This window comes from Ruegeria sp. YTSA108, from assembly GCF_059610185.1.
In genome coordinates this window covers 39,670-65,473 of the sequence record NZ_JBXWND010000013.1, presented here as the reverse complement: position 1 = coordinate 65,473, position 25,804 = coordinate 39,670, and the positions used below count along the sequence as shown (strand labels likewise).

The 25,804-nt window shown below is 55.7% G+C and carries 25 protein-coding genes; 18 read left to right on the top strand and 7 right to left on the bottom strand.

Going from position 1 to position 25,804, the window contains the following annotated elements; translation table 11 throughout:
• Nucleotides 1-7: 7 nt before the first annotated feature.
• Nucleotides 8-469, top strand: a complete 462-nt coding sequence (locus AC2FHW_RS16710) for a VOC family protein (RefSeq protein ID WP_142638563.1) — start codon at nucleotides 8-10, stop codon at nucleotides 467-469.
• Here the strand turns inward: AC2FHW_RS16710 and yaaA are convergent.
• The 3 genes from yaaA to AC2FHW_RS16695 form a co-directional block, all read right to left on the bottom strand.
• Nucleotides 439-1,230: a peroxide stress protein YaaA gene (yaaA, locus tag AC2FHW_RS16705; RefSeq protein ID WP_142638565.1), complete on the bottom strand. Its 792-nt coding sequence runs from the start codon at nucleotides 1,228-1,230 to the stop codon at nucleotides 439-441. The two genes, AC2FHW_RS16710 and yaaA, sit on opposite strands and share 31 nt — an antisense overlap.
• A 33-nt stretch (nucleotides 1,231-1,263) precedes the next feature.
• The gene (gene recQ, locus AC2FHW_RS16700; RefSeq protein ID WP_496822269.1) at nucleotides 1,264-3,303 is read right to left on the bottom strand and encodes a DNA helicase RecQ; all 2,040 of its coding nucleotides are present in this window, start codon (nucleotides 3,301-3,303) and stop codon (nucleotides 1,264-1,266) included.
• A 78-nt stretch (nucleotides 3,304-3,381) separates the two neighbouring features.
• On the bottom strand, nucleotides 3,382-3,669 hold the full coding sequence (locus tag AC2FHW_RS16695; RefSeq protein WP_271951835.1) for a YggT family protein: 288 nt from the start codon (nucleotides 3,667-3,669) through the stop codon (nucleotides 3,382-3,384).
• A 131-nt stretch (nucleotides 3,670-3,800) separates the two neighbouring features.
• On the opposite strand from AC2FHW_RS16695, the gene AC2FHW_RS16690 reads away from it, so the two are divergent.
• The 14 genes from AC2FHW_RS16690 (at nucleotide 3,801) to AC2FHW_RS16625 (ending at nucleotide 18,168) form a co-directional block, all read left to right on the top strand.
• A complete protein-coding gene (locus AC2FHW_RS16690) occupies nucleotides 3,801-5,168 on the top strand; it encodes an MFS transporter (RefSeq protein WP_496822267.1) in 1,368 nt (455 codons plus the stop codon).
• Nucleotides 5,165-6,028 carry a penicillin-insensitive murein endopeptidase gene (gene mepA / locus AC2FHW_RS16685; RefSeq protein ID WP_496692797.1) on the top strand — a complete coding sequence of 288 codons (864 nt, stop codon included), beginning with the start codon at nucleotides 5,165-5,167 and terminating at the stop codon, nucleotides 6,026-6,028. Before AC2FHW_RS16690 ends, mepA begins: the two co-directional genes overlap by 4 nt.
• On the top strand, nucleotides 6,001-6,885 hold the full coding sequence (locus AC2FHW_RS16680; protein WP_496692796.1) for an esterase-like activity of phytase family protein: 885 nt from the start codon (nucleotides 6,001-6,003) through the stop codon (nucleotides 6,883-6,885). Before mepA ends, AC2FHW_RS16680 begins: the two co-directional genes overlap by 28 nt.
• Nucleotides 6,886-6,976: 91 nt before the next feature.
• Nucleotides 6,977-7,621: a queuosine precursor transporter gene (locus AC2FHW_RS16675; protein ID WP_496703461.1), complete on the top strand. Its 645-nt coding sequence runs from the start codon at nucleotides 6,977-6,979 to the stop codon at nucleotides 7,619-7,621.
• A 262-nt stretch (nucleotides 7,622-7,883) separates the two neighbouring features.
• Entirely contained in the window at nucleotides 7,884-8,303 is a 420-nt protein-coding gene (gene arfB / locus AC2FHW_RS16670; protein WP_142638575.1) for an alternative ribosome rescue aminoacyl-tRNA hydrolase ArfB, read from the top strand.
• Nucleotides 8,304-8,362: 59 nt separating this feature from the next.
• Nucleotides 8,363-9,109 carry an SDR family oxidoreductase gene (locus AC2FHW_RS16665; protein ID WP_271951842.1) on the top strand — a complete coding sequence of 249 codons (747 nt, stop codon included), beginning with the start codon at nucleotides 8,363-8,365 and terminating at the stop codon, nucleotides 9,107-9,109.
• A gap of 82 nt (nucleotides 9,110-9,191) precedes the next feature.
• Nucleotides 9,192-10,205 (top strand): P1 family peptidase, encoded by a 1,014-nt coding sequence (locus tag AC2FHW_RS16660; protein WP_271951844.1) that lies wholly within the window; start codon nucleotides 9,192-9,194, stop codon nucleotides 10,203-10,205.
• 113 nt (nucleotides 10,206-10,318) lie between these two features.
• Nucleotides 10,319-10,732 (top strand): c-type cytochrome, encoded by a 414-nt coding sequence (locus tag AC2FHW_RS16655; protein ID WP_142638581.1) that lies wholly within the window; start codon nucleotides 10,319-10,321, stop codon nucleotides 10,730-10,732.
• 199 nt (nucleotides 10,733-10,931) lie between these two features.
• Nucleotides 10,932-11,474 (top strand): isopentenyl-diphosphate Delta-isomerase, encoded by a 543-nt coding sequence (idi, locus tag AC2FHW_RS16650; protein ID WP_271951847.1) that lies wholly within the window; start codon nucleotides 10,932-10,934, stop codon nucleotides 11,472-11,474.
• 46 nt (nucleotides 11,475-11,520) lie between these two features.
• Nucleotides 11,521-11,997 (top strand): SsrA-binding protein SmpB, encoded by a 477-nt coding sequence (gene smpB / locus AC2FHW_RS16645; protein ID WP_271951849.1) that lies wholly within the window; start codon nucleotides 11,521-11,523, stop codon nucleotides 11,995-11,997.
• Between the two features lie 207 nt (nucleotides 11,998-12,204).
• Nucleotides 12,205-13,929 carry a hypothetical protein gene (locus AC2FHW_RS16640; RefSeq protein ID WP_496822265.1) on the top strand — a complete coding sequence of 575 codons (1,725 nt, stop codon included), beginning with the start codon at nucleotides 12,205-12,207 and terminating at the stop codon, nucleotides 13,927-13,929.
• Between the two features lie 300 nt (nucleotides 13,930-14,229).
• Nucleotides 14,230-15,822 carry an adenylate/guanylate cyclase domain-containing protein gene (locus AC2FHW_RS16635; protein ID WP_496779980.1) on the top strand — a complete coding sequence of 531 codons (1,593 nt, stop codon included), beginning with the start codon at nucleotides 14,230-14,232 and terminating at the stop codon, nucleotides 15,820-15,822.
• A gap of 266 nt (nucleotides 15,823-16,088) precedes the next feature.
• Nucleotides 16,089-16,448 carry a YybH family protein gene (locus AC2FHW_RS16630; RefSeq protein ID WP_271951931.1) on the top strand — a complete coding sequence of 120 codons (360 nt, stop codon included), beginning with the start codon at nucleotides 16,089-16,091 and terminating at the stop codon, nucleotides 16,446-16,448.
• Nucleotides 16,449-17,388: 940 nt separating this feature from the next.
• A complete protein-coding gene (locus AC2FHW_RS16625; RefSeq protein ID WP_271951929.1) occupies nucleotides 17,389-18,168 on the top strand; it encodes a methyltransferase domain-containing protein in 780 nt (259 codons plus the stop codon).
• Between the two features lie 329 nt (nucleotides 18,169-18,497).
• Here AC2FHW_RS16625 and AC2FHW_RS16620 read toward each other — a convergent pair whose 3' ends face one another.
• Nucleotides 18,498-18,719: a hypothetical protein gene (locus AC2FHW_RS16620; RefSeq protein WP_271951927.1), complete on the bottom strand. Its 222-nt coding sequence runs from the start codon at nucleotides 18,717-18,719 to the stop codon at nucleotides 18,498-18,500.
• A gap of 22 nt (nucleotides 18,720-18,741) precedes the next feature.
• Between AC2FHW_RS16620 and AC2FHW_RS16615 the strand changes: the two genes are divergently transcribed.
• Nucleotides 18,742-19,704 carry a LysR family transcriptional regulator gene (locus tag AC2FHW_RS16615; RefSeq protein WP_142639591.1) on the top strand — a complete coding sequence of 321 codons (963 nt, stop codon included), beginning with the start codon at nucleotides 18,742-18,744 and terminating at the stop codon, nucleotides 19,702-19,704.
• Nucleotides 19,705-19,868: 164 nt separating this feature from the next.
• On the opposite strand, the gene AC2FHW_RS16610 is transcribed toward AC2FHW_RS16615, so the two are convergent.
• The 3 genes from AC2FHW_RS16610 to AC2FHW_RS16600 all read right to left on the bottom strand — a co-directional run bounded on the left by AC2FHW_RS16610 (nucleotide 19,869) and on the right by AC2FHW_RS16600 (nucleotide 22,221).
• Complete coding sequence (locus AC2FHW_RS16610) at nucleotides 19,869-20,378, bottom strand: MaoC family dehydratase (protein WP_496822263.1); 510 nt, start codon at nucleotides 20,376-20,378, stop codon at nucleotides 19,869-19,871.
• A gap of 66 nt (nucleotides 20,379-20,444) precedes the next feature.
• A complete protein-coding gene (locus AC2FHW_RS16605; RefSeq protein ID WP_142639589.1) occupies nucleotides 20,445-21,236 on the bottom strand; it encodes a class I SAM-dependent methyltransferase in 792 nt (263 codons plus the stop codon).
• Between the two features lie 64 nt (nucleotides 21,237-21,300).
• Nucleotides 21,301-22,221: a sulfurtransferase gene (locus AC2FHW_RS16600; RefSeq protein WP_142639587.1), complete on the bottom strand. Its 921-nt coding sequence runs from the start codon at nucleotides 22,219-22,221 to the stop codon at nucleotides 21,301-21,303.
• A 266-nt stretch (nucleotides 22,222-22,487) separates the two neighbouring features.
• Here AC2FHW_RS16600 and AC2FHW_RS16595 point away from each other — a divergent pair, with 266 nt between their 5' ends.
• Entirely contained in the window at nucleotides 22,488-23,768 is a 1,281-nt protein-coding gene (locus AC2FHW_RS16595; protein WP_271951920.1) for a tetratricopeptide repeat protein, read from the top strand.
• 384 nt (nucleotides 23,769-24,152) lie between these two features.
• Nucleotides 24,153-25,799, top strand: a complete 1,647-nt coding sequence (locus AC2FHW_RS16590; protein ID WP_496822261.1) for a hypothetical protein — start codon at nucleotides 24,153-24,155, stop codon at nucleotides 25,797-25,799.
• Nucleotides 25,800-25,804 lie beyond the last annotated feature (5 nt).

Below are 25,804 nucleotides of genomic sequence, written 5' to 3'. Positions count from 1 at the left end.
TGCCGACATGACTGATGACCGTGGATTTCACCCCCGCGCGCTGGGCGAGATTGCCATTCGCTGCGCAGATATGGCCGCTATGGTGCAGTTCTATGAACAGGTGGTCGGCCTGCAGCGTCTGAGCGGTGACCATGACAGCGCTATAACCTTCTTCCGGATAGCCGAGGGGTTTGGCGGCCATACGCAAGTTCTGGCCCTGTTTCACCACAGCACCGCGCCACGACCGGGGCAACATCGGGCCGGTGCAGAAGGTCCCGTAACAGGAGCGGGATCGTCGCTGCATCATATCGCATTGTCGCTGCCCTTCGACGAGCAGGCGGCGGTCATAAGTTGGTATGACAAGATCGGCCAACCCTATCGCGTCGAGCAGTTCGGATGGGTTGGTTGGCGCGGAATTTTCACCGAAGACCCGGAAGGCAACACAGTTGAACTGGTCTCTTACGACCCGTCGATGCTGGCTGAGGCCTGATAGGGCCGGATAAAGACCGGCTTGTCGTTCTCTGACAGGTCGGGTCGGTATTCATAGCCGCCCGAGTCGAACTCTGTCAGGCTGGCGGGTTCGGACAGACGGTGTTGAATAACATAGCGGGCCATCGCCCCGCGTGCCTTTTTGGCAAAGAAGCTGACGATCTTTGGCGTGCCGCCCTTGTCTTCCATGAAGACCGGCGTGATGACCCGTAATTTCAGCGCTTTGGGGTCTACTGCACCGAAATATTCCTGACTGGCGCAATTCAACAGCACATCGCTACCGGTACCGGCTGCCTGAGCGTTCAGCGCCTTGCTTAGTTGGTCGCGCCAATAATCGTACAGGTTCTTGCCGCGCCGGGTCTTCAGCCTACTGCCCATCTCAAGCCGATAGGGCTGAATGGCGTCCAGCGGACGCAATATGCCATACAGTCCGGACAGGATGCGCAGGTGATCCTGGGCCCAGGCCATCTCTTCCACATCCAGCGAAGTCGCTTCGAGCCCCTGATAGGTGTCTCCGGCAAAGGCTAGTGCGGCCGGGCGTGTCGCCACAGCATCGGGGGCGTCCGAAAAGGCGCGATAACGGTCGCGGTTCAGGCGGGCCAGATCATCGCTCAGATCCATCAGCTTTTTCAGGTCGCCCAGCGTCAGATTGCGGGCGGTTTTCGACAGGCGGATCGCGTCATCCTGAAAGTCGGGTTGCGTGACCTCAACATTCCGTTCTGCCCAATCCAGCCGTTTGGCCGGGGAAATCACTACCAGCATAGTCGCCCTCGTTTCTTGCCTGTTGGTGGGTATCTAGCTTGCCATACGCAGCACGTCCAGAAAGGCGGCTCCAAACCTTTCGTGACGGCGGTCACCCAGAACCTGTTCGATGGCGCGCGGGTCGTCTGATCGCAACTGCGCCACCTTTGCCAGTTGCGAGGCGGTACAGGTCAGCGGCTTGTCGATTCCATCAGGGCCGCGCGACAGTTGCGACTGAACTTCGAGCAGGCGGTCGTAAATCTCACCCTGATCGCGCCCGGCCAGTTTGCGGCGGGCCGGGTGCAGTTCTTCGACCGCGCCGGTCAGAACCTCCAGAAACGTGGCCCCGTATCGTTCCAACTTTTTAGCACCGATCCCGCTGATCCGGGCCATATCATCCAGCGTTGCAGGGCGGGTTTCCGCCATTTCGATCAGCGTGCGATCGGGAAAAATAACATAGGCCGGGACCCGCGCGGATTCGGCCAGCGCACGGCGTTTCGCCTTGAGTGCGCTCAGCAGCGGTGCGTCTTCTTCGGATACCATCTCTTTGACCGCAGGCCGACGGGTTGCTTTGCGGATCGTGTCCTTACGCAGGTTGATCTGCGCCTCGCCTTTCAGGATCGGCTTGGCGGCCTCAGTCATGCGCAGCGCACCGTGGCGGTCGGGATCAGGACGGACCAGATCATGGCCCATCATCTGCCGGAAGATCGCCTGCCATTGCGGGCGGGACCAGTCCTTGCCAATGCCATAGGTCGACAGATTGTCATGTCGGCGGGCGCGGATCTTGTCGGTTTCATTGCCCAACAGGATGTCGATCAGATGGCCTGCGCCGAACCATTCCTCGGTGCGCAGGATCGCGGACAGGGCCATACGAACCGGGGTGGTGCCATCGATCACTTCCGGCGGGCTGTCACACAGATCGCATTTGCCACAGGGTTCGGTCTGTTCACCGAAATAACCCAGCAAAGTCTGACGGCGGCAGGCCAGCGCCTCGGCCAAGCCAAGCAGGGCGTTCAAACGGGCGTGATCGGCCATCCGCCGTTCAGAGGGAGCAAGCCCCTCTTCTATCTGTGACCGGCGCAGGCGAATGTCATCTGCCCCAAACAGGGTCAGGGTTTCTGCCGGGGCGCCATCACGCCCGGCGCGGCCGATTTCCTGATAATAAGCTTCGATGGATTTGGGCAGGTCCGCATGGGCGACCCAGCGGATATCGGGCTTGTCTATGCCCATGCCAAAGGCAACCGTGGCCACCACGATCAGACCATCCTCGCGCGCAAAGCGGGTCTCGACGATGCGGCGATCTTCGGGATCCATGCCGCCGTGATAGTGACAGGCGGTGTGGCCTTCGGCACGCAGGGCCTGTGCCAGAACCTCGGTCTTGTTACGGGTGCCGCAATAGACAATGCCGGATTGGGTTTTGCGCGCGGCGGCAAAATCCAGGATCTGTTTGCGGGGCCCATCCTTGGCGGCAAAGGCCAGGTGGATGTTAGGCCGGTCGAACCCGCGCAGAAATTTGCGCGGGGCTGTACCGTCAAACAGCTTTTCGACAATCTCGTCCTGCGTTTCCGCATCTGCTGTGGCGGTGAAAGCGGCCAAAGGCACATCCAGCGCACGCCGCAGCTCTCCGATCCGAAGGTAGTCGGGGCGGAAATCATGGCCCCATTGACTGACGCAATGCGCCTCGTCCACCGCAATCAAGCTGACATTGATCCGCCGCAACATGCCCAGCGCCGATCCGGCGGCCAGACGTTCGGGAGCCATGTACAGCAGCTTGAGCCGTCCGGCCTCCAACGCCTCCCACACGGCATCGGTTTCTTCGGGGGTATTGCCGGATGTTAGCGCGCCGGCCTCGACGCCTGCTTCCTGCAAGCCGCGCACCTGATCGCGCATCAGGGCAATCAGCGGAGAGATCACTACCGTGACCCCTTCACGCATCAGCGCAGGCAGCTGGAAACACAGGGATTTACCGCCACCCGTGGGCATGATGGCCAGCACGTTTTCGCCCAGCGTGACGGCATCGACGATCTCTTCCTGACCGGGACGGAAGTCGTCGAATCCAAAGACATCTCGCAGCAAAGGCGCGGCGTCAAACATGTGCGGGGGTGCCCTGTTTTAAGGTTTATCTGCTCTTAAGACAGGACAATCACATACTAAGATTCACTGAACAAGAGGTCAGACAAAATAGACCATATTGTTGATCAGGATAATACGCAGCGCATAGACACCGATCAGAACCACCAGGGGCGTCAGGTCAAGTCCGCCCATTGCAGGCAGAACGCGTCGGATCGGGCCGTAAATCGGCTCTAACAGGCGGTTCAGCCCGTACCAGATCTGCGCAACCAACTGTTGATGCAGGTTCAGCACCTGGAAATTGATCAGCCAGCTCATGATGACATGGGCCAGAATGATGAACCAGACAATGTCCAGAATCAGCAGCAGAATTTGGATCAACGACAGCATGGGGCCTCCGGATTTCACATCTGCTGAGACCTAAGCGCCCCTGCACAAAAGAGCAAGTCCGCGCCAACAGAACGCTTGCGAATTGAGCCAAAGCCCCGTCTTATGACGCCAACAATAAAAACGGGGCAGGTATGGCAGAGATTTCCAAGCGCAAACGCATCTGGGGCTGGTGGTTCTTCGACTGGGCAAGTCAGCCCTATCACACGCTGTTGGTGACCTTTGTTTTTGGGCCCTATTTTGCCGGAGTAGCTGCCGAGTATTATCTGAACGCCGGTCTGGGCGCCGATGCCGCAGACGCACGGGCGCAGACGGTGTGGGCGAACTGCATGACCATCGTGGGGCTGATCATCGCCTTTGGTGCCCCGCTGATGGGGGCGATGGCGGATGTTTCGGGCCGTCGTATACCATGGATATTCGGCTTTTCCATCATGTACGCGGTGGGCTCTGCTGCGCTGTGGTACACGTTGCCGGACGGGTCAAACATGTGGCTGATGCTGTCGGCCTTTGGCCTGGGTTTTGTCGGGGCGGAATACGCGCTGATCTTCGCCAATTCTCAGCTGCCCGATCTGGGTGATGACAGTGAGGTGGGCGAGATATCGGGTTCGGGTTTTGCCTTTGGCTATTTCGGCGGGCTTATCTCGCTGGCAATCATGCTGGCCCTGTTTGTTGAGCAGGGTAATGGCAAGACCCTGATCGGCATGGACCCTGTTTTTGGTCTGGACGCCGCAGCACGCGAAGGCACGCGATTTGTCGGGCCGTTCACCGCCGTGTGGTTCATTCTGTTCATGATCCCCTATTTCCTGTGGGTGCGCGACGATCCAGATGTCGAAAAGAAAGGCAGCGTCAAAGAGGCGCTGCAGCTGCTGGTCAAATCAGTCTCTAACCTGCGCAATCGCGTCAGTCTGGCCAGCTATCTGGGCTCGTCCATGTTCTATCGCGATGCGCTGAACGGTCTGTATACCTTTGGCGGCGTTTATGCGCGGCTGGTGCTGGAATGGGATCTGATCAAGATCGGCGTATTCGGGATTGTCAGCGTTCTGGCTGCGGCAGCCTTTGCCTGGCTTGGCGGCAAGCTGGACAAGAAATACGGCCCCAAACCTGTCATTCTGGTTGCGATCTGGGTACTGATCTTTGTCTGTATCACCGTCGTGATGATGGACCGGACCCAGATCTACGGTATCGCCCTGCCCGAAGGGTCGGGCCTGCCGGATCTGGTGTTCTTTGGTTGCGGTGTTCTGATCGGCGGCATGGGGGGTATCCTACAATCGGCCAGCCGTTCTCTGATGGTGCGCCACACCGATCCCGCTGCCCCGGTCGAGAGCTTTGGCCTGTATGGCTTGTCCGGCCGCGCCACCGCATTTGCGGCCCCTTTGTTGATCGGGATTGCCACAACCCTGACCGGTAGTGCGCGACTGGGGGTGTCACCCATAGTTCTGTTGTTTATTCTGGGACTGTTCCTAATGCGCTGGGTGAAACCGGAAGGGGATCAGAGCAGATGATTTTATTACGTTTTTTCGCGGTCATTGCCGCAATCACATTCGCCGGTACCGCAGGTTCCGAGCCGCTGGCCAAGCAGTTATTCGGAGGCCAAAAGCAAAGTTCACAACAAAAACCGGCCGCTTTCGGCAGTTATTCGCGCGGCTGTGCGGCGGGGGCGGTACAACTGCCCGAAACCGGACCCACATGGCAGGCCATGCGCCTGTCACGCAACCGCAACTGGGGCCATCCGCAGGCGATCGACTATGTCCAGGATCTGAGCCGGTTTGCGGCCAAGCAGTCAGGATGGAATGGTCTCTATATAGGCGATATCAGCCAGCCGCGCGGCGGGCCGATGACATCGGGCCACCGCAGCCACCAGCTGGGTCTGGACATCGATATCTGGATGCTGCCCGGTGACAACATGCGTCTTTCCCGCAAGGCGCGCGAGAATATCTCTTCGATTTCCCTGCGCCGTTCCAATGGCGCCTTCGTCAACGGCAACTGGTCCAAACAGCATCACGCCGTCCTGCGTGCGGCGGCAAAAGACAAGCGTGTGGCGCGGATTTTCGTCTTTCCCGGGGCCAAGGTGCAGATGTGCAACGACGAAAAGGGCAACCGCGCTTACCTGCGTAAAATCCGGCCATGGTGGGGCCATCACTATCATTTCCACGTGCGGCTGGCCTGCCCCAGAGGATCAAGCGGCTGCGTGAACCAGGATCCGCCGCCCAAGGGTGATGGTTGCGCCGAAGCGCAGCAATGGGTGAACAACATCCTCAACCCGCCACCGCCCGATCCAAACGCGCCAGCACCCAAGAAGCGACGCGAATACCGGATGGCCGATCTGCCCAAGCAATGCACAAACGTCTTGCAATCCAACTGATCGCGGCGCTGCTGCTGACAGGAATGGTCTGGGCGGAGGGGGTAAAGCCTGCCGCTTTGCTGAACAATTTTGCCTGGCGACATCAGGCGGATTGGTTCGGCGGATATTCCGGAATTCACATCTTTGACGGTGGCACCCGCATGATCGCGCTGAGTGATCGCGCAACGATGTTGGACGCTCGTATTGATCGAAACGAGGATGAGATTACTGGCATCGAGATCCAGCGGCACTGGCCCATCCTGTCCAGCACCGGCAAGGTTCTGGTGGGCACCGCTGGCGATTCCGAAGGCTTGGCAATCGCCCCTGACGGTGGGGTCTATATCTCATTCGAGGGGGTGCACCGGGTGGCCTATTACCCCAACCCGACAGGCCCGGCGCAGGTCCTGCCGCGCCCCAAGGCCTTTTCGGGTCTGGACCATAATGGCTCGTTCGAGGGGCTGGCCATTGACGGGGTTGGGCGGCTGTACACCCTGACCGAAAAGAGCCGCACCGTATCGGGGGACATACCGGTGTATCGTTGGGATGGTCAGGCCTGGTCGACACCTTTTGTCCTCCCGCAACGGGGCAAGTTCCTGCCAGTAGCCGCGGATTTCGGCCCCGACGGGCGGTTCTATGTGCTGGAACGATCGGTGTCCCTGACAGGCTTTCGGTCGCAGCTCAGGCGTTGGGAACTGAATGGTGACACACCGCAATCCGAAGAGATCTTGCTGCAAACCGCGCGTGGGACGCATGACAACCTCGAAGGCCTGTCGGTCTGGCGTGACGATCAGGGAAGGTTGCGGGTTACGATGATTTCGGATGACAATTTTCTGGCCCTTCAGCGGACGGAACTGGTGGAATATCTGCTGCCCGATTGACAGGCCTGAAACAAAGGTCTAAACGCACGGCTTGCCTTGGGACGGTCCCTTGGCCAAGTCGCCGCTACCTTGTCAAAACGGGCATCAAAATATGCAACGCGCTTTTATTCCCGGCATTCTTGCCATGGCCACCATCGTTGTGGCCTCGAACATTCTGGTCCAGTTCCTGATCCTTGACGGCCTGTTGACCTGGGGTGCTTTCACCTATCCGCTGGCCTTTCTGGTCACCGACATCATGAACCGCGTCTATGGCGTGGCCACCGCCCGCAAGGTCGTGTTGGCCGGGTTTGTCACCGGCATCATCTGTTCGCTGATCGGCAGCCAGATCATGCTGCAGGGGGATGGGTTCACCTATGCCGCTGTCCCGCTGCGGATCGCCGTGGCCTCGGGAACCGCGTTCTTGATCGCGCAGCTGACCGACGTCACCGTGTTCAACGCCATGCGCGGGGGGCGCTGGTGGCGCGCGCCGCTGGTCTCAACCCTGGTTGGGTCCGCACTGGACACCGCGCTGTTCTTCACCATCGCCTTTTCCGCCTCGATCGCGATCTTTGGCGCCAATGCAGACGCTGCGATCGGCTGGGCGTGGGAGCCTGTTCCCTTCATGCTGTCTGGCCCGATGGCACCCCTGTGGGTCACGCTGGCCTTTGCCGACTGGCTGGTGAAACTGTCGCTGGCGCTGGTGGCGCTGATCCCCTTCAAGGTGATCGTTGCGCGCCTGACCGCGCAGCCCGTGTAAAAAACGCTTTGAGAATGGCACAGCTTGTGTCACCATCCTAGTTAACCGCAACAGATAGAAAAGGAGGTGATCCAGTGTCGAGAAAGAGATTGGAGAGAGGTGTTGGAACAACCGGGGGGATCGCCCGTTAGGGCAGCCCTTGGCGGAGCGCTCGCTCCGGCTGGTCGATTGATCTAACCGACCCAACCTCCTGAACTTTCGAAGGGCCGTCCTGCTAGGGCGGCCCTTTTTGTTTCCGCGCAGCACTTGTAAGGTCCGCCCCATGTTGCGGATCAATGACGATATCACCCTGCAAGACTGGGAAATGACCGAAAGCTTTGTGCGCTCTTCCGGCCCTGGCGGGCAGAACGTGAACAAGGTTTCGACCGCAGTCGAGTTGCGGTTCGAAGCGGCGCGCTCGCCCTCACTGCCTGATCCGGTCAAGGCGCGGCTGAAACGGTTGGCTGGGCGGCGCTGGACCAAAGAGGGCGCGATCATCATCCAGTGCGAGGAAACGCGTAGCCAGGCCCGCAACCGCGAGATTGCGCGGGTGCGATTGGCCGAACTGATCACCCGCGCGCTGGTCAAACCCAAACGGCGTATCGCCACCAAGCCCACCTATGGCTCGGTCAAACGTCGATTGGCCGCCAAAAAGGCCCGTTCGGATGTCAAATCTCTGCGCGGCAGGGTCGACGAAGATTGATCTGGTAACTTCTTTGCGCCTTGCTACTCTGCCCTGACAGGCGACAAGGAGGCAAAGCCATGAGGTTGGAGGGAAAAACCGCAATCGTAACCGGCGGCGCATCCGGGTTCGGGGCCGGTATCGCACAGAAGTTCATTGCAGAGGGCGCACGCGTTATGATCGCGGATATCAACGGCGCTGCGGCCCGCGAAATGGCAGAAACGCTGGGCGCGCAGGCCATCGCGCAGCAGGTTGATGTGGCCAGCACGGCATCGGTTCAGGAAATGGCGGGCACCGCCCACGACGCCTTTGGCGGGCTCGACATCCTGGTCAACAATGCCGGAGTGACCCATCTGCCGACCCCGCTGGAGGACGTCTCCGAAGAGGATTTCGACCGTGTCTTCAACGTGAACATGAAATCCGTCTATCTGACCGCCCGCGCCTTTGTGCCGATGATGAAGGCACGCGGAACCGGGGCGATCCTGAACGTCGCCTCAACCGCCGGGCTGTCCCCACGCCCCAACCTGAACTGGTATAACGCGTCCAAGGGTTGGATGATCACCGCAACCAAGACCATGGCGGTGGAACTTGCTCCGTCCGGCGTGCGTGTCAACGCGATCTGCCCTGTGGCTGGGGAAACGCCGCTGCTGAAATCCTTCATGGGCGAAGACACCCCCGAGATTCGCGCCAAATTCCTGTCGACCATCCCGCTGGGCCGCTTCTCGACCCCCGAAGACATGGCCAATGCAGCCCTCTTCCTGTGCTCGGACGAGGCCAGCATGATCACCGGCACAGCATTGGAAGTGGACGGTGGTCGATGCATCTGATCCGCTCTTCATCTGGCCAAAAATACCTCCGCCGGAGGCAGCGCGCGTCTGCGCGCTTTCCAGCCCTAGACCAAAGACAAAAATGACCCCCGGACCCAAGAACCTGATCACCGATATCCCCGGTTTGAAAGTCGGTAACGCGCAGGATGATGCACTGAAATCCGGTGCCACGGTCCTGACAGCAGAATCCCCCTTCATGGCCTCGGTTCACGTCATGGGCGGCGCACCCGGAACGCGGGAAACCGACCTGCTGGCCCCCGACAAATCGGTGGACCGCGTTGATGCGATCGTGCTGTCTGGTGGCTCGGCTTTCGGGTTGGACGCCTGCTCAGGGGTTACGGATGGTTTGCGGGCCGACGGGCGCGGCTTTGCTGTCGGGAATGCGATTGTGCCCATCGTGCCGGGAGCAATTCTGTTCGATTTACTCAATGGCGGCGATAAAACTTGGTCCGAGAATCCATACCGCGCTCTCGGAAAGGCAGCCTACCACGCTGCCGCAGAACGTTTTGCGCTCGGTTCAGTCGGGGCAGGAACCGGCGCATTGGCGGCTATGCAAAAAGGTGGCCTGGGTTCTGCATCGTTGGTTCTGGACGACGGCATCACTGTAGGCGCGCTTGTGGCAGCCAATCCGGTCGGCAGCGTCACGACACCTGGGGATCGCCACTTTTGGGCGGCGCCATTCGAGATCGGCAACGAATTTGGCGGCCTGGGGCCAGACCTCTCATCGGGTCAAGCACAGATTCAGCAAAGCCGCAAAGCTCTAGCTATGGGGCAGGTTGACCCGGACCGGGCCAACACGGCCATTGCAATTGTCGCAACTGATGCAGCGTTAACCAAGACACAGTGCCACCGCCTGGCGGTGACAGCTCATGATGGCATCGCTCGCGCGATTGTGCCTGCGCATACTTCACAAGATGGTGATCTGGTTTTCGGCATCAGCACCTCCGGTCAAGCTGTTGACCCAAGCGTGCTGCCTATGATCGCGCATGCAGCCTCGGTTTGCCTGTCGCGGGCGATCGCCCGTGCGATTTATCTGGCGACACCCAGTGCAGGCGATCTTCTGCCCTGTTGGGCAGACGTACATGACTTAAGTTAAGGACGACCCGATCCCGGCTGTGACACAGTGCCATCGCGCGGCAATCTGCGCGTTGACTCTCTGCCGCGCCAGAGGTCCTTTCTGTGCAGCCAATTCGTATCGGAGCAAAAGTTATGAATCGTATCCTCGCGACCGCAATTGCCGGCCTACTGGCCCTTCCAGTCTATGCTGAAGGTGACACCGAAGCTGGCAAGAAAGCCTTCAACAAATGCAAATCCTGCCATCTGATTGCTGATCCCGATGGCGAGGTGATCGTAAAGGGCGGAAAAACCGGCCCGAACCTCTATGGGGTTGCAGGCCGTACTGCTGGGACGGTCGAAGGGTTCAAATACGGTGACAGCATTGTCGAAGCCGGTGAAAACGGCTTGGTCTGGGACGAGGCAACTTTTGTCGAATATGCCCAGGACCCCAAAGCCTTCCTGCAATCCTATCTGGATCAGACCTCGGCCAAGTCCAAAATGACCTTCAAGCTGAAAAAGGGCGCTGAGGACGTTTACGCCTATATCGTCAGTGTTTCGGGCGAATAACCTGGGAAACCACGCAATCGGTAAGACCAGAAAAGGCCGCAGCCCCTGCGGCCTTTCGTGCGGTTGATAACCGGATCAATAGACGCCAGTTTGGAATCGCGTGGTGCATTGCCCGCTTTGCACCACAGCCAAGCCTATCAGGCCAAAGCTATTCCGGAATTCCCGATCGCCCAGGCGGATCGGCAGCAGGAGACGACAAATGGGAATCATGATCCCGGCCTGGGTTGATGGTGAATTGACCCCCGTTGAAAAGCTTGAAGCCCATGAAAAGGGTCTGCGGCACAAAGCGGTGTCGGTCTTTGTTGTGCGCGGCACCGAGATTTTGCTGCAGCGCCGGGCGATGGGCAAATACCACACGCCGGGTCTTTGGGCGAATACCTGCTGCACCCATCCTGACTGGGGTGAGATGCCCTCGGTCTGTGCAGTGCGTCGCCTGCAAGAGGAACTGGGGATCACCGGGTTGTACCCCGAATATCGTCACCGTTTGGAATATCACGCCGATGTCGGCAATTCGCTGATCGAGCATGAGGTGGTAGACGTATTCCTGGCCCATGTTCGAGGACCACTGAAGATCGAGCCGAACCCCGAGGAAGTGATGGATATCCGCTGGATCGACTACCACGATCTGCTGGCCGAGGTGCAGCGCCATCCTGACCGGTTTACGCCTTGGCTGAAAATCTATCTGCACAACCACGCCGACACGATTTTCGGCCCCGATCTGATTATCTCGGCCAAATCCTGATGCACCTGCTTGCAAGGTCCGCCCAAGGGGCATAAATCAACCCGTCATGGCCAAGCAGAAGACAGACCCGAATTACAAAGTCATCGCCGAAAACCGGCGCGCCCGCTTCGATTACGCGATCGAAGAGGATATCGAGTGCGGCATCATTCTGCACGGGTCCGAGGTCAAATCCCTGCGGGCAGGCGGGTCGAACATCGCCGAAAGCTATGCCACGGTTGATGACGGAGAGCTGTGGTTGGTCAACAGCTATGTCGCCCCTTACGAACAGGCCAAGGTCTTCAAACACGAAGAACGTCGTCGCCGTAAGTTGTTGGTGTCGCGCAAAGAGCTGTCAAATCTGTGGAACGCGACCCAACGCAAAGGCATGACGCTTGTGCCGCTGGTCCTGTATTTCAACCACAAGGGCCTGGCCAAGATTAAGATCGGCATCGCCAAGGGTAAGAAAAACCACGACAAGCGCGAAACCCAGGCCAAGCGCGACTGGTCACGGCAAAAGCAACGCTTACTGAAAGATCACAGCTAAAGGCGCTCGATTATCGGTTGTCAGATGGATTTGATCCTCGCGTTCTCAATCAGGCTACCGGGGCTGTGTCACAGATACAGCAGATGTCCGGTTAGAGCCCAAAGTCGACACTTTTCATGAGGCTCGAACCGACTCTTCTTGGAGAAACAACGCGTTTGCACTACCCTCGGTGTTGCCCAGGAGAGGAGCATAACGTTGGACCGAAAATTGGCAACGATCATGGTTGGCGATTATGTCGGCTCGACTAGCGCAATGGAACGAAACGAGGAAAGCGCCCTCTCCCAAGTTCTGAGCGGACTAGACCTCGTTACACGTTGTGTGAGCAAGCATCACGGAAGAGTTTTCAATACAGCTGGCGATGCCTTGCTTGCTGAATTTGAAAGCCCCGTCAATGGCCTCAAAGCCGCGATAGAAGCTCGTTCAGAGCTTGCAACAGCACCAGGTCTTACACCGCAGTCTATGCGCTTTGGCTTGCATTTGGCAGATGTCGTTCGGGTAGGGGAAGATTTGCGAGGTGATGGTGTCAACATCGCCGCTCGATTGCAGCAATTGGCCGAACCCGGTGAAATCGACGTATCGGAAGCCTTATTCGACCATGTCCGTAGAGTGTCGCCCTGTGCATTTGAAGACCGGGGGGAACATCGGCTCAAAGGGCTGGACGAAGCCATGCGCATCATGCGCGTCGGTGCCTCTTCGGATCGCCATGTTTTCCAACTTGCTCCGACCGTTGAAGCACCAAAATCCGCCATCAAGCCGAATTCAATCGCCGTTTTGCCATTCCTGACGAGAACTGGAGCAGACGAGGATCAAGATTTTCTCGCCGAAGGATTAACGGAGGAATTGATCCACGATCTGAGCCTCATCCGTTCACTTTTTGTGAGTTCTCGAACAGCTTCCGTGGCGTTGCAAACAGATGATCCCAAACTAATCGGGGATACGCTTGGTGTGCGGTACGTATTGGCTGGAAAGGTTCGTAAGATGGGCTCACGTGTGAGTCTGAGCGTGACCCTAACTAGAACCAGCGACGGAGGGCTTGTCTGGTCAGATCGCATTCAGCGGCCTTTCGACGAAGTAATCGACGCGATGGAGGAGATAGTTGCGCGCGTGGCGGCCACGGTATCAGGCCGGATTGATCACGAAGCGATTAGCGCGGTCCGTATGAAACGGCCCGAGAATATGACCGCTTATGAATATTATCTGCGGGGTCTGGAACAACACCGTATGGGCACTGTGGCAGACTCGTTCTACCGCGAAGCACGAGAATGGTTTCGAAAGTCGCAGGAAGCCGATCCCAACTTTGCGCGCCCCATTGCAATGGACGTGTGTTCCTGGAGCGGTATGGCAGATTTCGATCTGGCATCTGCAGAAGAAAAACTCAACCGCGCGATGCAACTGGATTCTTCGGATCCCGAACTGCACCGCATTCTGGGTACTTTACAGATTAAGCTGAACAATGACTATGACGCCAGTCGTCGCCACCACGAGCGAGCGATGCAACTTGCTCCGAACGATGCCTACATTCTTGGGCGCTGCGCCGCTTTCTACACTTTCGATGGGCAGCCAGAGCGGGCCCTGGAGTTACTGGAGCACGCGGCGACACTTGACCCGTTTTTGCCGGTTTGGATTGTCGAGGAGCAGGTGGCGGCACTATACGCATTGGGGCGCTTCACAGAATCCAACGAAGAGGCCAGGAGCCTCAATTTCCAGACTCGTCGATCCCGGCTCTACAGAGCAGCAAGCCGAGTAGCTCGAGGCGACGTTGAGCGCGCACGTGAAATCGTGGCCGAAGCGTTGGCCGACGACCCCACTCTCAGTCTGGAATATGTGAAGTCACAGGAATTGCTACGCGACACAGAAAAGTTAAACGCCCTTTTTAACAATTTGCGCAAAGCAGGGTTGCCTGACCACCCTATCGCCAGTGCGAATTCGTAAAGATTTTGCACTGCAGAGGTGACACTGAGCAATTGTTTTTGTCCAACAGCGCTGAAAGGACCGCTTTGTCCGCAGGGCCGCCGTTCGTTCCTCATTGTGAACTTTCGAATGTCTGTTGTGAGCCCAAACTTTTACGTGGTTACGGCTTCGCAAAACCACTGTCCAAATGCGTGTCCGACTGCGATCAGAAGCAAACTGCTTGTTGGTTCGAGGCGTTTCACTATGTTTGGTGGCCGGAGGGCTCCGGTGCGTTCGCGAATTACAACTCTAATGGTCGTCGATATGGTCGGTTACTCATCTATGATGAACGCCAATCAGGATGCCGCAATCGAAGCAGTACGAGAGCTCAAGCGCGACCAATTGGAGCCAGTGCTCGCCGACTTCGGTGGCGAGGTCCTAAAACGCATGGGTGACGGCTGGATCGTTGCCTTTGCCTCAATCGGTGCAGCTTTGGACAGCGCCATTCAGGTGCAAAGCAATCTTTATGACCACCCGACCATAAAGCTAAGGATCGGTTGCCATCTGGGAGAAATAGTCGAAGACGATGATGATTTTTACGGCACTGGTGTGAACATCACTCAACGCATTCAAACTGAAGCACCGCCCGGTGGCGTGATGGTGTCGGAAGACTTTTACCGTCAGCTGTCAACCGAACAATCAGCAGTGCTTAGCGACGCTGGCACATTCAGCCTGAAAAATATCTCGCAGCCGGTCCGGCTATATCAATGGCGACTTGCGCCCGGTTCAACAGGCAAGTCGGGTGATGTACCATCAATTGCATTCCAGTCCTTTGATTACGCGCCGGTTGATCCAGAGACCAAAGCGCTCGCTGGTGACCTCCGTGATCAACTTATCGTAAGAGTATCGCGAAGAAAGGGCGTTTCCGTTTTCGATGCATCTGCCAAGTCTGTAGAAGCCGCGACCTATGATTTGCGCGGGCGCGTTCGGATCGCTGGGAGGCGCGGAAGGTTCACCATTACGTTGGTCTCACGTGCCAACGCGAGGCCTGTATGGTCACAGACATACGAAGCTCAGACTGAAGATGTATTCGATTTCTGCGACACTGTCCTGGAGCAGGCAGAGGGGGATTTACGTCTCCAAACCAATGCGTTCGATGGGGATAGACTTGCTGGGCTCCCAGTTGACGACTTGAGTGTATCTGAGCTCCGTGCACGTGCCGCCAATGAATTTTACAAGGTTACGATAGAAAGCTGGGAAGAGGCACTTTCACTTATAGAACGTGCCATCTCGCTCAATCCGCTGGACGGGATGTCGCTTTGCATGCGCGTGGAAGCACAACTCATGCTCCACGGTGCACGCTACAAGATTATGTCTGCCGAAATTAAGAAAAGATGTGAGGAAGTCCTAAACACCGCGGTGATGCAAGAGCCCAAGAGCGACTATGTCATTTGGGTCCGAGCGAATTTCCGGCTTGCAGTGCAAGACGATATTTCAGGAGCGCTCGCTGATCTTAAACGAGGACGGCAACTTAATCCCGCGTATTTGGAAAACCATGAACTTGAAGGTCAGATTTTGCTTCGTAGGTCTGAATTTGCGGGCGCTGATGCTGCATTTTCGCGTCTCGTAGAGCGTGGCGAGCAGGATCCACTGCAACCATATCGGCTGTTCATGCGTGGCATTGCAAGGTATTGTGGCGGAAATTTCGAAGGCAGTGTTGAGGATGCCTCTGCCGCCTATGACATGCGCCCAAATGAAGCTGGCCACCTAAAACTCCGCGCGATGGCGCTGACTGAGATGCAACTTCATGAACAAGCCCAGGCATGCTTGCAAGCGGCCCGGCAGCTATCACAAGCCCCAATGATGACGACAAAACCACCGGTCTTGCCACCTGACATGCGCTGGATGTTAGACAGGCTAAAACCTGTCTTCTGAAGTCAATTGGCCATGTTATTGATGCAAATCTTGTGTGCGGACATCGTCCGCTTTGTCCGCATAGCAGTCATTTATGCCTTGTACAGCGATTGTCTACTTGAGCCCAAAGAGTCAAATGCTGCATCTTGCTTAAATGTCAGTTCCCAGGCGCAAAACCAAAGACGGGTTTGTCCTAGGTAGAAGCGACGCAAACAATCTGATCGAGGTTGATTTGACAGTAGAATTGCAGAACCTGATGCTAGGACAGCGAAATTAGGAGTGTTTGTATGTCCTTCAAACAACAGTGCCAGGAGGTGTTCGACCACTATGTCGCCTGCTACCGACAAGGGGACGCCAATGGATGCGCTTCCGTGTTTGCAGCGCAAGCAGAGATGTACTCTCCCTTCGGCCCACCTTCCATTGGAAGGCAAGCTATTGAAGACACACATGCAGAGTGGGTCGCGGAAGGTGGAGAAGACAAAAAAATCAATGTCTCTAGTGCAGGTCGAGACGGCGAACTCGGCTGGTGTCTTGCAGAATTTAGCGAAGGCACGACAGGTGAAGGCGTTTCGCTGAATGTGCTTGAGCGACAACCAGATGGTCGATGGCTAATCACCCTATGCAGCCTTAATGAGACGCATCCCTAGAATTTAAACAGCTTGCTGCCGTCTGTTCCCATGCGTCGAATTGCCGATGTTAAATAGTTTTTATCTAAACCAACCGAGCCGAGCTAAATTGAAAGGAATCTACCATAGCCTCGCAATTGAGTTGTTTTGTTCGGTTTTGGGTTGAATTGTTCCAAGAATAACGCACTTTTGGCTGAGTTATGGTGCGTTCAAGTTGATCAAGCCACTGTACGACAATCGACAATTGAGCGCGTATAGTGAACCGTGCAATCTTATGGGAAAATCGTGCAAACCTATGCGCAAATGCTGTGCAAAATTATGGGCGAAGACACCCAGATTTTCTGAATAAAATCAATGATAAGAATGCAGCGTTATGCGCGTCCCTACAATTTTTGTGTAGGATCGCCCAAATTCCTGTTTTGACCCAAAGCTCTGACTAAATTGCCCAAAGTTCTATTGGCGATGCAATCAAGAATTGAAATTTTTAGTTTCTTGAGTGCGAACTCAACTTTTAGGCGATAGCGAATGCGTGGCGGCTGCGGCATCCTCTGATTTGAAATCTCCAATAGGCCCACTGATCGCGGCAACAAATCACCGCGGCCAGTTGGGCACTGTACCTATCGAACCCTGAGGTGACCCTTTGGCAGTCAACGGTCGGCTTCGGATGACTGCACGACTTGGGTCTGATTTGGCAACTAGGTCCAATGCTATGGCTAAATTCTACCGTGCGCACCTGAAGCAGTTTGTGTCTGATAACATCGACGGATGGGCAGCACGCTTGGGCGTTGTACCCACGGAAACTAGGATTCTCAAAAGATGAAAACCCGGTGGGGAGCTGTAAACCTGCCACAGGCCGCATCCTACTGAACCTCGAACTTGCCAAGAAGCTGTCTAACCCCCATGTTGTGGGCCATTTCGGACTAGAGTTTCGGGGACTGGTGGGCTTTGTAAGGGTGGAGAGTTGCTTAAGTTTGACGCTGAAACAACGAAATTACTAGAAACCGCCTATCAGGGAGCCGAATTGACGCGGCGACGACAGGTGTCATTTGATGCGCTGTGCCCTTCTCCCGGTGAAACTATTTTGGACATCGGATGTGGCAACGGGCTGTTGACAGCAGAGTTGGCTCGCGCAGTTGGCTCGGATGGCTGTGTCATCGGGATCGACCCAAGCACTGACATGACAGCGGCCGCTAAAGAACGATGCAGCGACTACGCAAACGTGGAGTTTCGTGCTGGTGCTGCAAATAGCTTGCCCATTGAGGATGAGAGTGCTGACAAAGCGGTCTCGGTACAAGTCTTTGAGTACATCGAAGACGTAGACGGTGCGTTGGCTGACACGCTGCGGTGCGTCAAACCCGGCGGGCGGCTTGTCATCAGTGATCTGCACTTTGGTAGCTTGATTTGGTTCAGCGATGAGCCCGACAGAATGCAAAAGATGCTGACTTCCTGGAACCAGCACTTTGTGAGTGGTTCCCTCCCGGAAAGACTGCCCGCACTGATAAAGGCTCGCGGCGACCATGTGGAAGATGTCTTGTCGTTCACTATGACAGATCACCAGCTAAAGCCTGATGGCCTCGCAATCATGATGATGCACCTCATGAAGCAATACGCTGTCGCAAATGACTATGTTGATCCCGCAGTTGCGCAATCGTGGTTTGACGAACAGTTCAGCCTTGCAAAAGTTGGACGCTTCTTCTTTTCGATGACCCAATTTGTCGTCGTGGCGCGTAGAAAAGGGTGATCGAGCCAAGTAACTCGGCCTAGGTTCTTCCGCAGGCTTCCTGAAAGTCGCGGTTGAAGAGACCCCCATTGGTGTCACAGTCGCCCCAATTGGTGCTGCAAATCTTTTGTCCATACTTAATTGTCGTCGGTGATGCCCCAAGGAAGTGCCAGACGTGCAGGCATTGATCAGACGTTCGAACGACCGCAGCGATAGGTGTGATGACAGAAGGTCTCGTGTTGCTACTTACTCTATGGCGACAACACAGGTGTGTGGCTGTCACTTCCAGCTTGCAGCTGCATTTTGGTGCGATCTAATCGCCTTATTCGGCCGATTGTCACCAAGTGTTGTCAGAACTTTCCTGGATACAGGTTCATCATGTTCTGCACGTCAAGCTCACTCGAAAACGCATCGGGATTACTCCAGATCACGTCATTAATATAGTCGCGTTCCGCGTGAAGATCGTTGGCTGTAGGCCGCAGCTTCCGGGTTTCGGGGAAGGCTCTTTTGGTCCAACCGAACAGTCCACCAAATACGGCCCAGAGGCTGGGTGACATTGTATGGGAAGCCATCTCATGGTCCTTTCCGAGTTAATTGCGCTGTCGCAACAACAGTAACTGTTCTCCCGTTTTTCTGGTATCCGGCACAAAATTGTGCTGTTCTACAAAAATGAAGAACGGGTTCCGAAATTGGTCGGATATTCGTGTGTTCCTCTCTGTCTTCAGAGAAGGGTCGACGCTTGCGGCCTCTAGAAAGCTAAAGGTCTCCCAACCAACGGTTGCCCGACGCATTGATGTTCTCGAAAGAGAAACAGGCTTGACGCTTTTTGAGCGCGGTACGCACGGGTTCAAACCGACCCCAGAAGCCCTTCGCCTCGTTCCCCTCGCCGAAGCAATCGAGACTTCAGTCCTTGAATTTGCCGATTGCGCGAAAGAATTGACGTCGACACAACCCATCCGTATCACCGCTTACTCAGCAAACTTCTCTGCACGCATGATTGAAATCGTAAACGAGTTTTCCGCCGACAATCAGGATGTCGCATTCGAGTTTTTGTCCAGCGTTCGGGCGCTGGACCTGATGGCGGGCGAGGCCGACATTGCTTTGCGCCTTGCAAGAACTGAACCTGATCCTGACCTGATCTGTCGTAAGATCAGCACGGCCCGCTGGTCTTTGTTCGGCAGCAGAAATTACGCGGACAAATTTGGCTTACCGGGGTCAACGAATGATCTGGCCGGGCATCAGTTTGTTACCTTTCAGCGGGACGATGTACCAAATGTATTCCACGAATGGTTGACCAATCACGTGGAGCCGGACCAGATCGTCATGTCTTTCACTGAACTGGAGCTAATGCATGCGGCGATCAGGTCAGGGCAAGGCCTTGGGATCAGCAATGTCAAGCTGGTGGAAACAGACATGTCTTTTATCCGATGTTTCGACGAAATCCCCGAACTTGCGGTGCCGCACCTAATGCTCATTTCGCCGGAAGCCTATCGTCGGCCAGAGGTTAGAGCCTTCGTTAAGTTCTTCGCACCTCGCTATGCGGCAATCTACAAGTAGTTATTTAGGCAAAAAAGGATTGAGAACACGCGAACAAGCTAGTTTGCATGTACGCCACGACCGCAATTGTGAATAGAAGCCTTATGTGGCGAGCCCAAGGATACTTTTGAAGATGACAAAGGGAGGTCGAATTGATCGCCGCGCCCAAGTCGCTGTAAACCGCCTTAACTCCGACATGCCATCACGTGGTGCATGACCAGGTTAAGAACTTCAACATCGTTCTGGTTAAATGTCTGGTATCGGAATTTGACCGTTCCCCGGTCTGGCTTCGAACGTGATGGTGTAATTGCCTCAACCGTGACGCGCACGCTGATCGTGTCACCGGAATACACCGGAGCCAGCCACCGTACCTCGTCCATACCATGTCCACCCAGATTGGTGCCGGTAAGTACACCAGTGTCGCGGAACAACCTGAAAGTAAGCGCTATTGTTTGAAATCCACTGGCGATGAGGCCGCCGAAAATCGACTCTGCGGCAGCCACTTTGTTAACGTGGAAGGGCTGCGGGTCATGAACCAGTGCGAAGTCAACAATCGCTCCCTCGGTCAGCGTAACGCCACCGGTTTCGAAAGTTTCGCCAACCGACAAATCGTCGATGTATTTTCCGCTGGCCATGGCAAAAGTATAGTTTGATGTACACTCAACCGTCAACGCGGAGCCACGCTCGGCAGCCACTAATGCCGCATTGTCATTCGACTATGGCAAAGATCGTAATTGAGAACTGAGCCAGTGGTCGTTGACCTATGCCGCGGCGACAAAAAGGTGCGCTTCTTGCGGTACGTGCAATACGCCTTCATTGTCATATCTAGACAAAACGTCTGCAACCTCTTCCACGACCTTGTTGGTGACGTCATCACCTGCATCCCTAAGATCAGTTTCGATTGGCAGCGCCATGATTTGCGCACGAAGGTCAATAAATCTTCGCTCTAGTACCAATGGCTCGTGACGAGCTATCTTGAAGCCTGCATCGACCAACAAGTTCGAAATGAGGTCCCCATCTCGAAACGAAAAAGGCGCTCTGGCCTTGATTGCGGCATCTGTTCCAACATGCTGTTCGAGAGCTTTTGCAAGTGCTCCATTGAAGGGCGACACAGCGCGCCAACATGTCAAAAACAGCTGACCGTCATTGCGCAAGATCCTATGAACTTCTTTCAACGCGGCGGATTTGTCGGGGAAGAACTGAAGCCCCTGTTGTATGAAGGCATAGTCAAACGTAGCGTCTCCGAAAGGTAACTCGGTTACATCTGCTGCATACCACTCGAGCACATGACGACAATCCAGCTGATTGGACTGCGCGACCTCAATCATGGTTTCGTTCAGATCTACGCCAACAACCCGGCCTTCGCCCGTCAGTTTCCTTGCAATCTCTCGCGTCAAAGCCCCGGTGCCGCATGCAATGTCGATAACACAAGTGCCGCTTCGAAGCTGAACCTTCTGCATTGTTGCTTCAGCCAATGGGCCGAACATCGCAGGCACACTATGGTTGTTGTACTTCTGCGCAGCTTCTTTGGTCAGCCGGAAATTGTCCGTCATCAAAAATATCCTCCTAGCAACGCGTCAATAATTGGATCACCCAAAGTGACCCAAAATCGTAGTCTCACGAGGTTTCAACCGGCAGGCTCTCATCGGCGCTCCATTCAGCCCAGGAACCATCATAGAGGCGCGACTTGTCGAACCCCATGTGGCGAAGCGCAAGGAGACCGCAAGAGGCGGCAATACCGCGACCGCAATACGCGATAACCTCGTCGTCGGTTTGAATTCCCTTGTCCTGATAGTGCTGAAGGAGGCGGAGGCGATCCGCCAACCTGAATGAGCCTCGTTCCTTTAGTTTCGCTGCCCGCTCAGCAATGGGTGTGTGTGCCAAATCCGGATCGATGTTCGATATCGCCGGTATGTTAACTGCACCGGGGATATGTCCCGAGCGACCTCCCCATGTGTGAACACCGTCGCCTCGGAAGAGGTCGTTTGGCAGAAAGTCCACAACTCTGACCTCAGGCATTCCTATCGCGTCCAGAACGTCAGTTTTGCTGGCAATCCAATTGCTCTGCACCTTGGGAGCGAAGTCGCCAGGCTCAACGGATGGATCGCCAGTTTCAGTGGGTCGACCTTCGAGTTTCCATTGCTGCAAGCCGCCGTCCAAGACCTGCGCGTTTTTATGGCCATAGTGCGAAAGTGCCCACCAAAGACGCGCTGAAGCCAACGGAAGCCCGGAATCATCGTAGACCAAGACATGACTGTCGTTGGAAACACCCAACTCGCGCATCTTTTTCCCAAAATCCTCTGGCCCGAGCATCATATCGGGAACGTTCTGATTGCTGTCTGCAAGCTCCGTCGACATGCCTACATACACGGCGCCGGGAATGTGCTCGGCTTGGAACTCGCTCCTATCGTCATAGGCCAAGCCTTTGCCGTTTTCCTCCCTAAACTTCCAGCGAACATCAATGATGCGTAGTTTCGGGTCAGTCAGGTTATCTGCCAACCAAGCCGTATCAATGAGCGGGCGAGTTTGGGTTGTCATACCTACGTTCTCCTCTAACCGGACGCGGGCCGGGCCGTATGGAATAATCCCCAAAATTGCTTTCGGAGTCCAATTTTAGGAAATTGGGATTTGATGAAGCAACTATGGTTTGAATGGCATTTCGATGATTTCATGAGACTTCTGAAAGAAACGGATGCTGAAATCAGGGCGCCTCGCAACGTCGATTTCCTTTGACTCGTTTATGGCTAGGCATGCTCATATAGCTCACTGACGGACAGGTTTGGTACAGATAGTGGAAGGTTTGGATGCTTGAAGATCGGTACGGAAGCCCGCTAACGACCACATCACAAGCTGCGCGAGACGCCTACGTTGAAGGCATCGACCGTTTTCTGGGTGCTTTTGATGATGTTGAAGAAGCTTACCGTTCTGCAATGCAGGCAGATGATAGTTTTGCCATGCCCCATGTTGGGCTTGCGCGATACCTTGTTACCGTCGGGCGTGGACAAGATGCAAAGCGTGAAATAGCCGTCGCAAAGGAACTGTCGCATGGCGTCAGCTCGCGCGAAGCCGCCCAGATCGACATTATCAGCGACCTCATTGAGGGGCGTGCACCGCAGGCTTACAGGCGCATCCGGGATCACGTCGCTGACCATCCACGAGATATTTTGCTTGCTCAGACCTGTACCAGCGTATTTGGCTTAATAGGGTTTTCAGGTCAGGCTGGACGCGAGGCGGAGCAGCTTGCGTACACGACCATGTTAAAGCCACACTATGGCGACGACTGGTGGTTTCTCTGTCAGCATGCATTTGCCCAGATGGAGGCCGGACAGATTGGCCCGGCCGCGGAAAACATCGAGTGCGCACTTGAGTTGAAGCCAGACAGCGCACACACTGCACATGTCAGGGCCCATCTCTACTATGAGAACGGTGAGACGGACGCTGGCTACGCTTATCTGCGCGAGTTTTGGCAAGACTATCCCTCCACAGCGTATCTGCACTGCCATCTCAGTTGGCACGTCGCTCTGTGGGCGCTTGAGAGCGGCGATGTGGCGGGTATGTGGAAGCTGTTCGATGATTATGTTTCCCCCGACCGACCTCCTGCGCCACCACTGAACGTTCTGACTGATAGTGTGGCAATTGTTCACCGCGCCTTTTTGGCTGGCGAGCAAATTCCCCAGGAGCGTTGGCAACAACTCAGCGACTATGCTGTTGAGTTCTTTCCTTCACCTGGCTTGGCTTTTGCGGATGTTCACGCTGCTCTTGCGCATGCGATGGCTGGAAACAGAGAGCGTCTGGAATCAACCATTGACGGCGCAAACGGACCCGCAGGCCCCACCGTTGTTTCTGTCGCAGGCGCATTCCGTGCGTTGGCGGATGGAAATGCGGATGAAGCGATTGAGAAATTCGTAAGTGTCATGTCTGAGCACGAACGCCTTGGTGGTAGCCGGGCGCAACGCGACATTATTGAGTTTTCATTGGCGCATGCGCTGGCAATTTCGGGACAATCGAATGAAGCTCAACGCATTCTCAACATGCATCGACCGCATACCTCTCACGACCATGCAGTTGCCACGCTAGAAGAATAGGGTCCCCCGTATTTTTGACGCCCGCAATGAGCGCAAATTACAGGTTTTCAACGCCACTTTGAACGTAAGCTGTGGCACGACGCTACTAGGTCCCAAAAGTGTTAGTTGGCGGAAAAGAACAATCTGACTGCTGACATCAGCTTTCTCAAATGCCCGTCTTAGGTGTGCAAGCGGTGATTGTGGTCTTGTCGGCGGGCTACTGTGGAGGGATTGGACCGCCCGTCACTCACGCGGCCGACAAGTTGATCAGTTGCCAAGAAGAGTGCTTCGATCAAATGGGGCTCATATAAGTCGGGTCTATGCCTTAGGTCGGCTTTGATGTCGCCAGTATCGAGAAACAGCCCATTGTGGTAAACTCCTCCCTTTAATTAGGGGGTTATTGTGATGGAATACTATGATCTCGGTCGCTACAGCCGAAAGATCACAACCTCGTCGGACGAAGCCCAGCTTTGGTTTGATCGTGGTTTGGCTTGGACTTACGCGTACAACCACGAAGAAGCGATTGTATGCTTTCAGAATGCCGTGGCTGCGGATCCAAATTGCGCAATGGCGCACTGGGGCATCGCATATTGTATTGGGCCGAACTACAACAAGCCCTGGGAAACATTCGAAGAAGACGAGAAGCCTGACTGTATCGCCTTGGCGAAAGCGTCAATCGAGGCTGCTGCCTCGTTAAAGGACCGGCTGACGCCTGTTGAACGCGCGCTAATCGATGCCATTCCAGCGCGTTATCCATCCTCGTCGGATATTGAGGATTTCAGCCCGTGGAATGACGCCTTCGCTGATGCGATGCGAAAGGTTCACACCGAATTCGATCAGGACCTGGACGTGTCTGCGATTCTGGCCGAGTCGCTCATGAACCGGACACCCTGGCAACTTTGGGATTTGCCGACCGGAAAGCCCGCCGAAGGGGCCGATACGCTCGAGGCAATATCCGTGCTCGAAAATGCGTTCGATACACTTTCCGGAGCATGGGAGCACGCAGGACTATTGCACATGTACATTCACCTTATGGAAATGTCGCCCCACCCCGAACGGGCACTGCGTCAGGGCGATGTGCTCAGCACGCTGGTGCCCGAGGCCGGGCATTTGTTGCACATGCCGACCCATATCGACGTGTTGTGCGGAGACTATATGAACGTGGTACTGCGCAATCACAAAGCCATATTGGCAGATCGCAAGTATCTGAAGCGCGAAGGCCCTGACAATTTCTATTCCGTCTATCGGTGCCACAACTATCACTTTAAAATATACGGTGCGATGTTCTTGGGGCAACCATCGGCAGCAATCGAAGCTGCCGATGAGCTGATCGACACCTTGCCGTCAGACACTCTTCAGCCGATGGCGGACTGGTTTGAAGGCTTCATTCCAATGAAGCAACATGTGCTGATCAGGTTTGGTCGCTGGCAGGATACTCTCAATCAGGATCTGCCAGAGGATGAAGAGCTTTACAGCGTGACCATTGCCATGATGCGGTATGCAAGGACGGTTGCCTTGGCCAACCTACACAGGGTCGCCGAAGCCGAGAGTGAAAAAGCCAAGTTCTATGATGCTCTGGCCAGAGTTCCTGAGACCCGAATGCTGTTCAACAACACATGCAGGGACATTCTGAAGGTCGCTGAGCAAATGATGCTGGGTGAGTTGGCCTATCACACAGGAGAGCACGAAACGGCCTTTGACCACCTGCGAAAGTCAGTCGAGATCGACGACAACTTACCATACGACGAGCCCTGGGGCTGGATGCAACCCACCCGTCATGCGCTGGGTGCTCTTCTTCTTGAACAAGGCCAGATGGAGGAAGCCGAATCTGTTTACCGTGCAGACCTTGGCCTGGATGCAACGCTTAGCCGGGCCTGTCAGCATCCGGGCAACGTCTGGAGCCTGCATGGTTTGCACGAATGTCTCACCCGGCGCGGTGAAACGGTCGAAGCCGCCCATATTAAGCTACAACTGGACAAGGCCGCTGCCCGCGCCGAGGTGCCGATAAAGGCGTCGTGTTATTGCAGGCAGAAGGCTTTGGCCGCCGAGTAATCTCG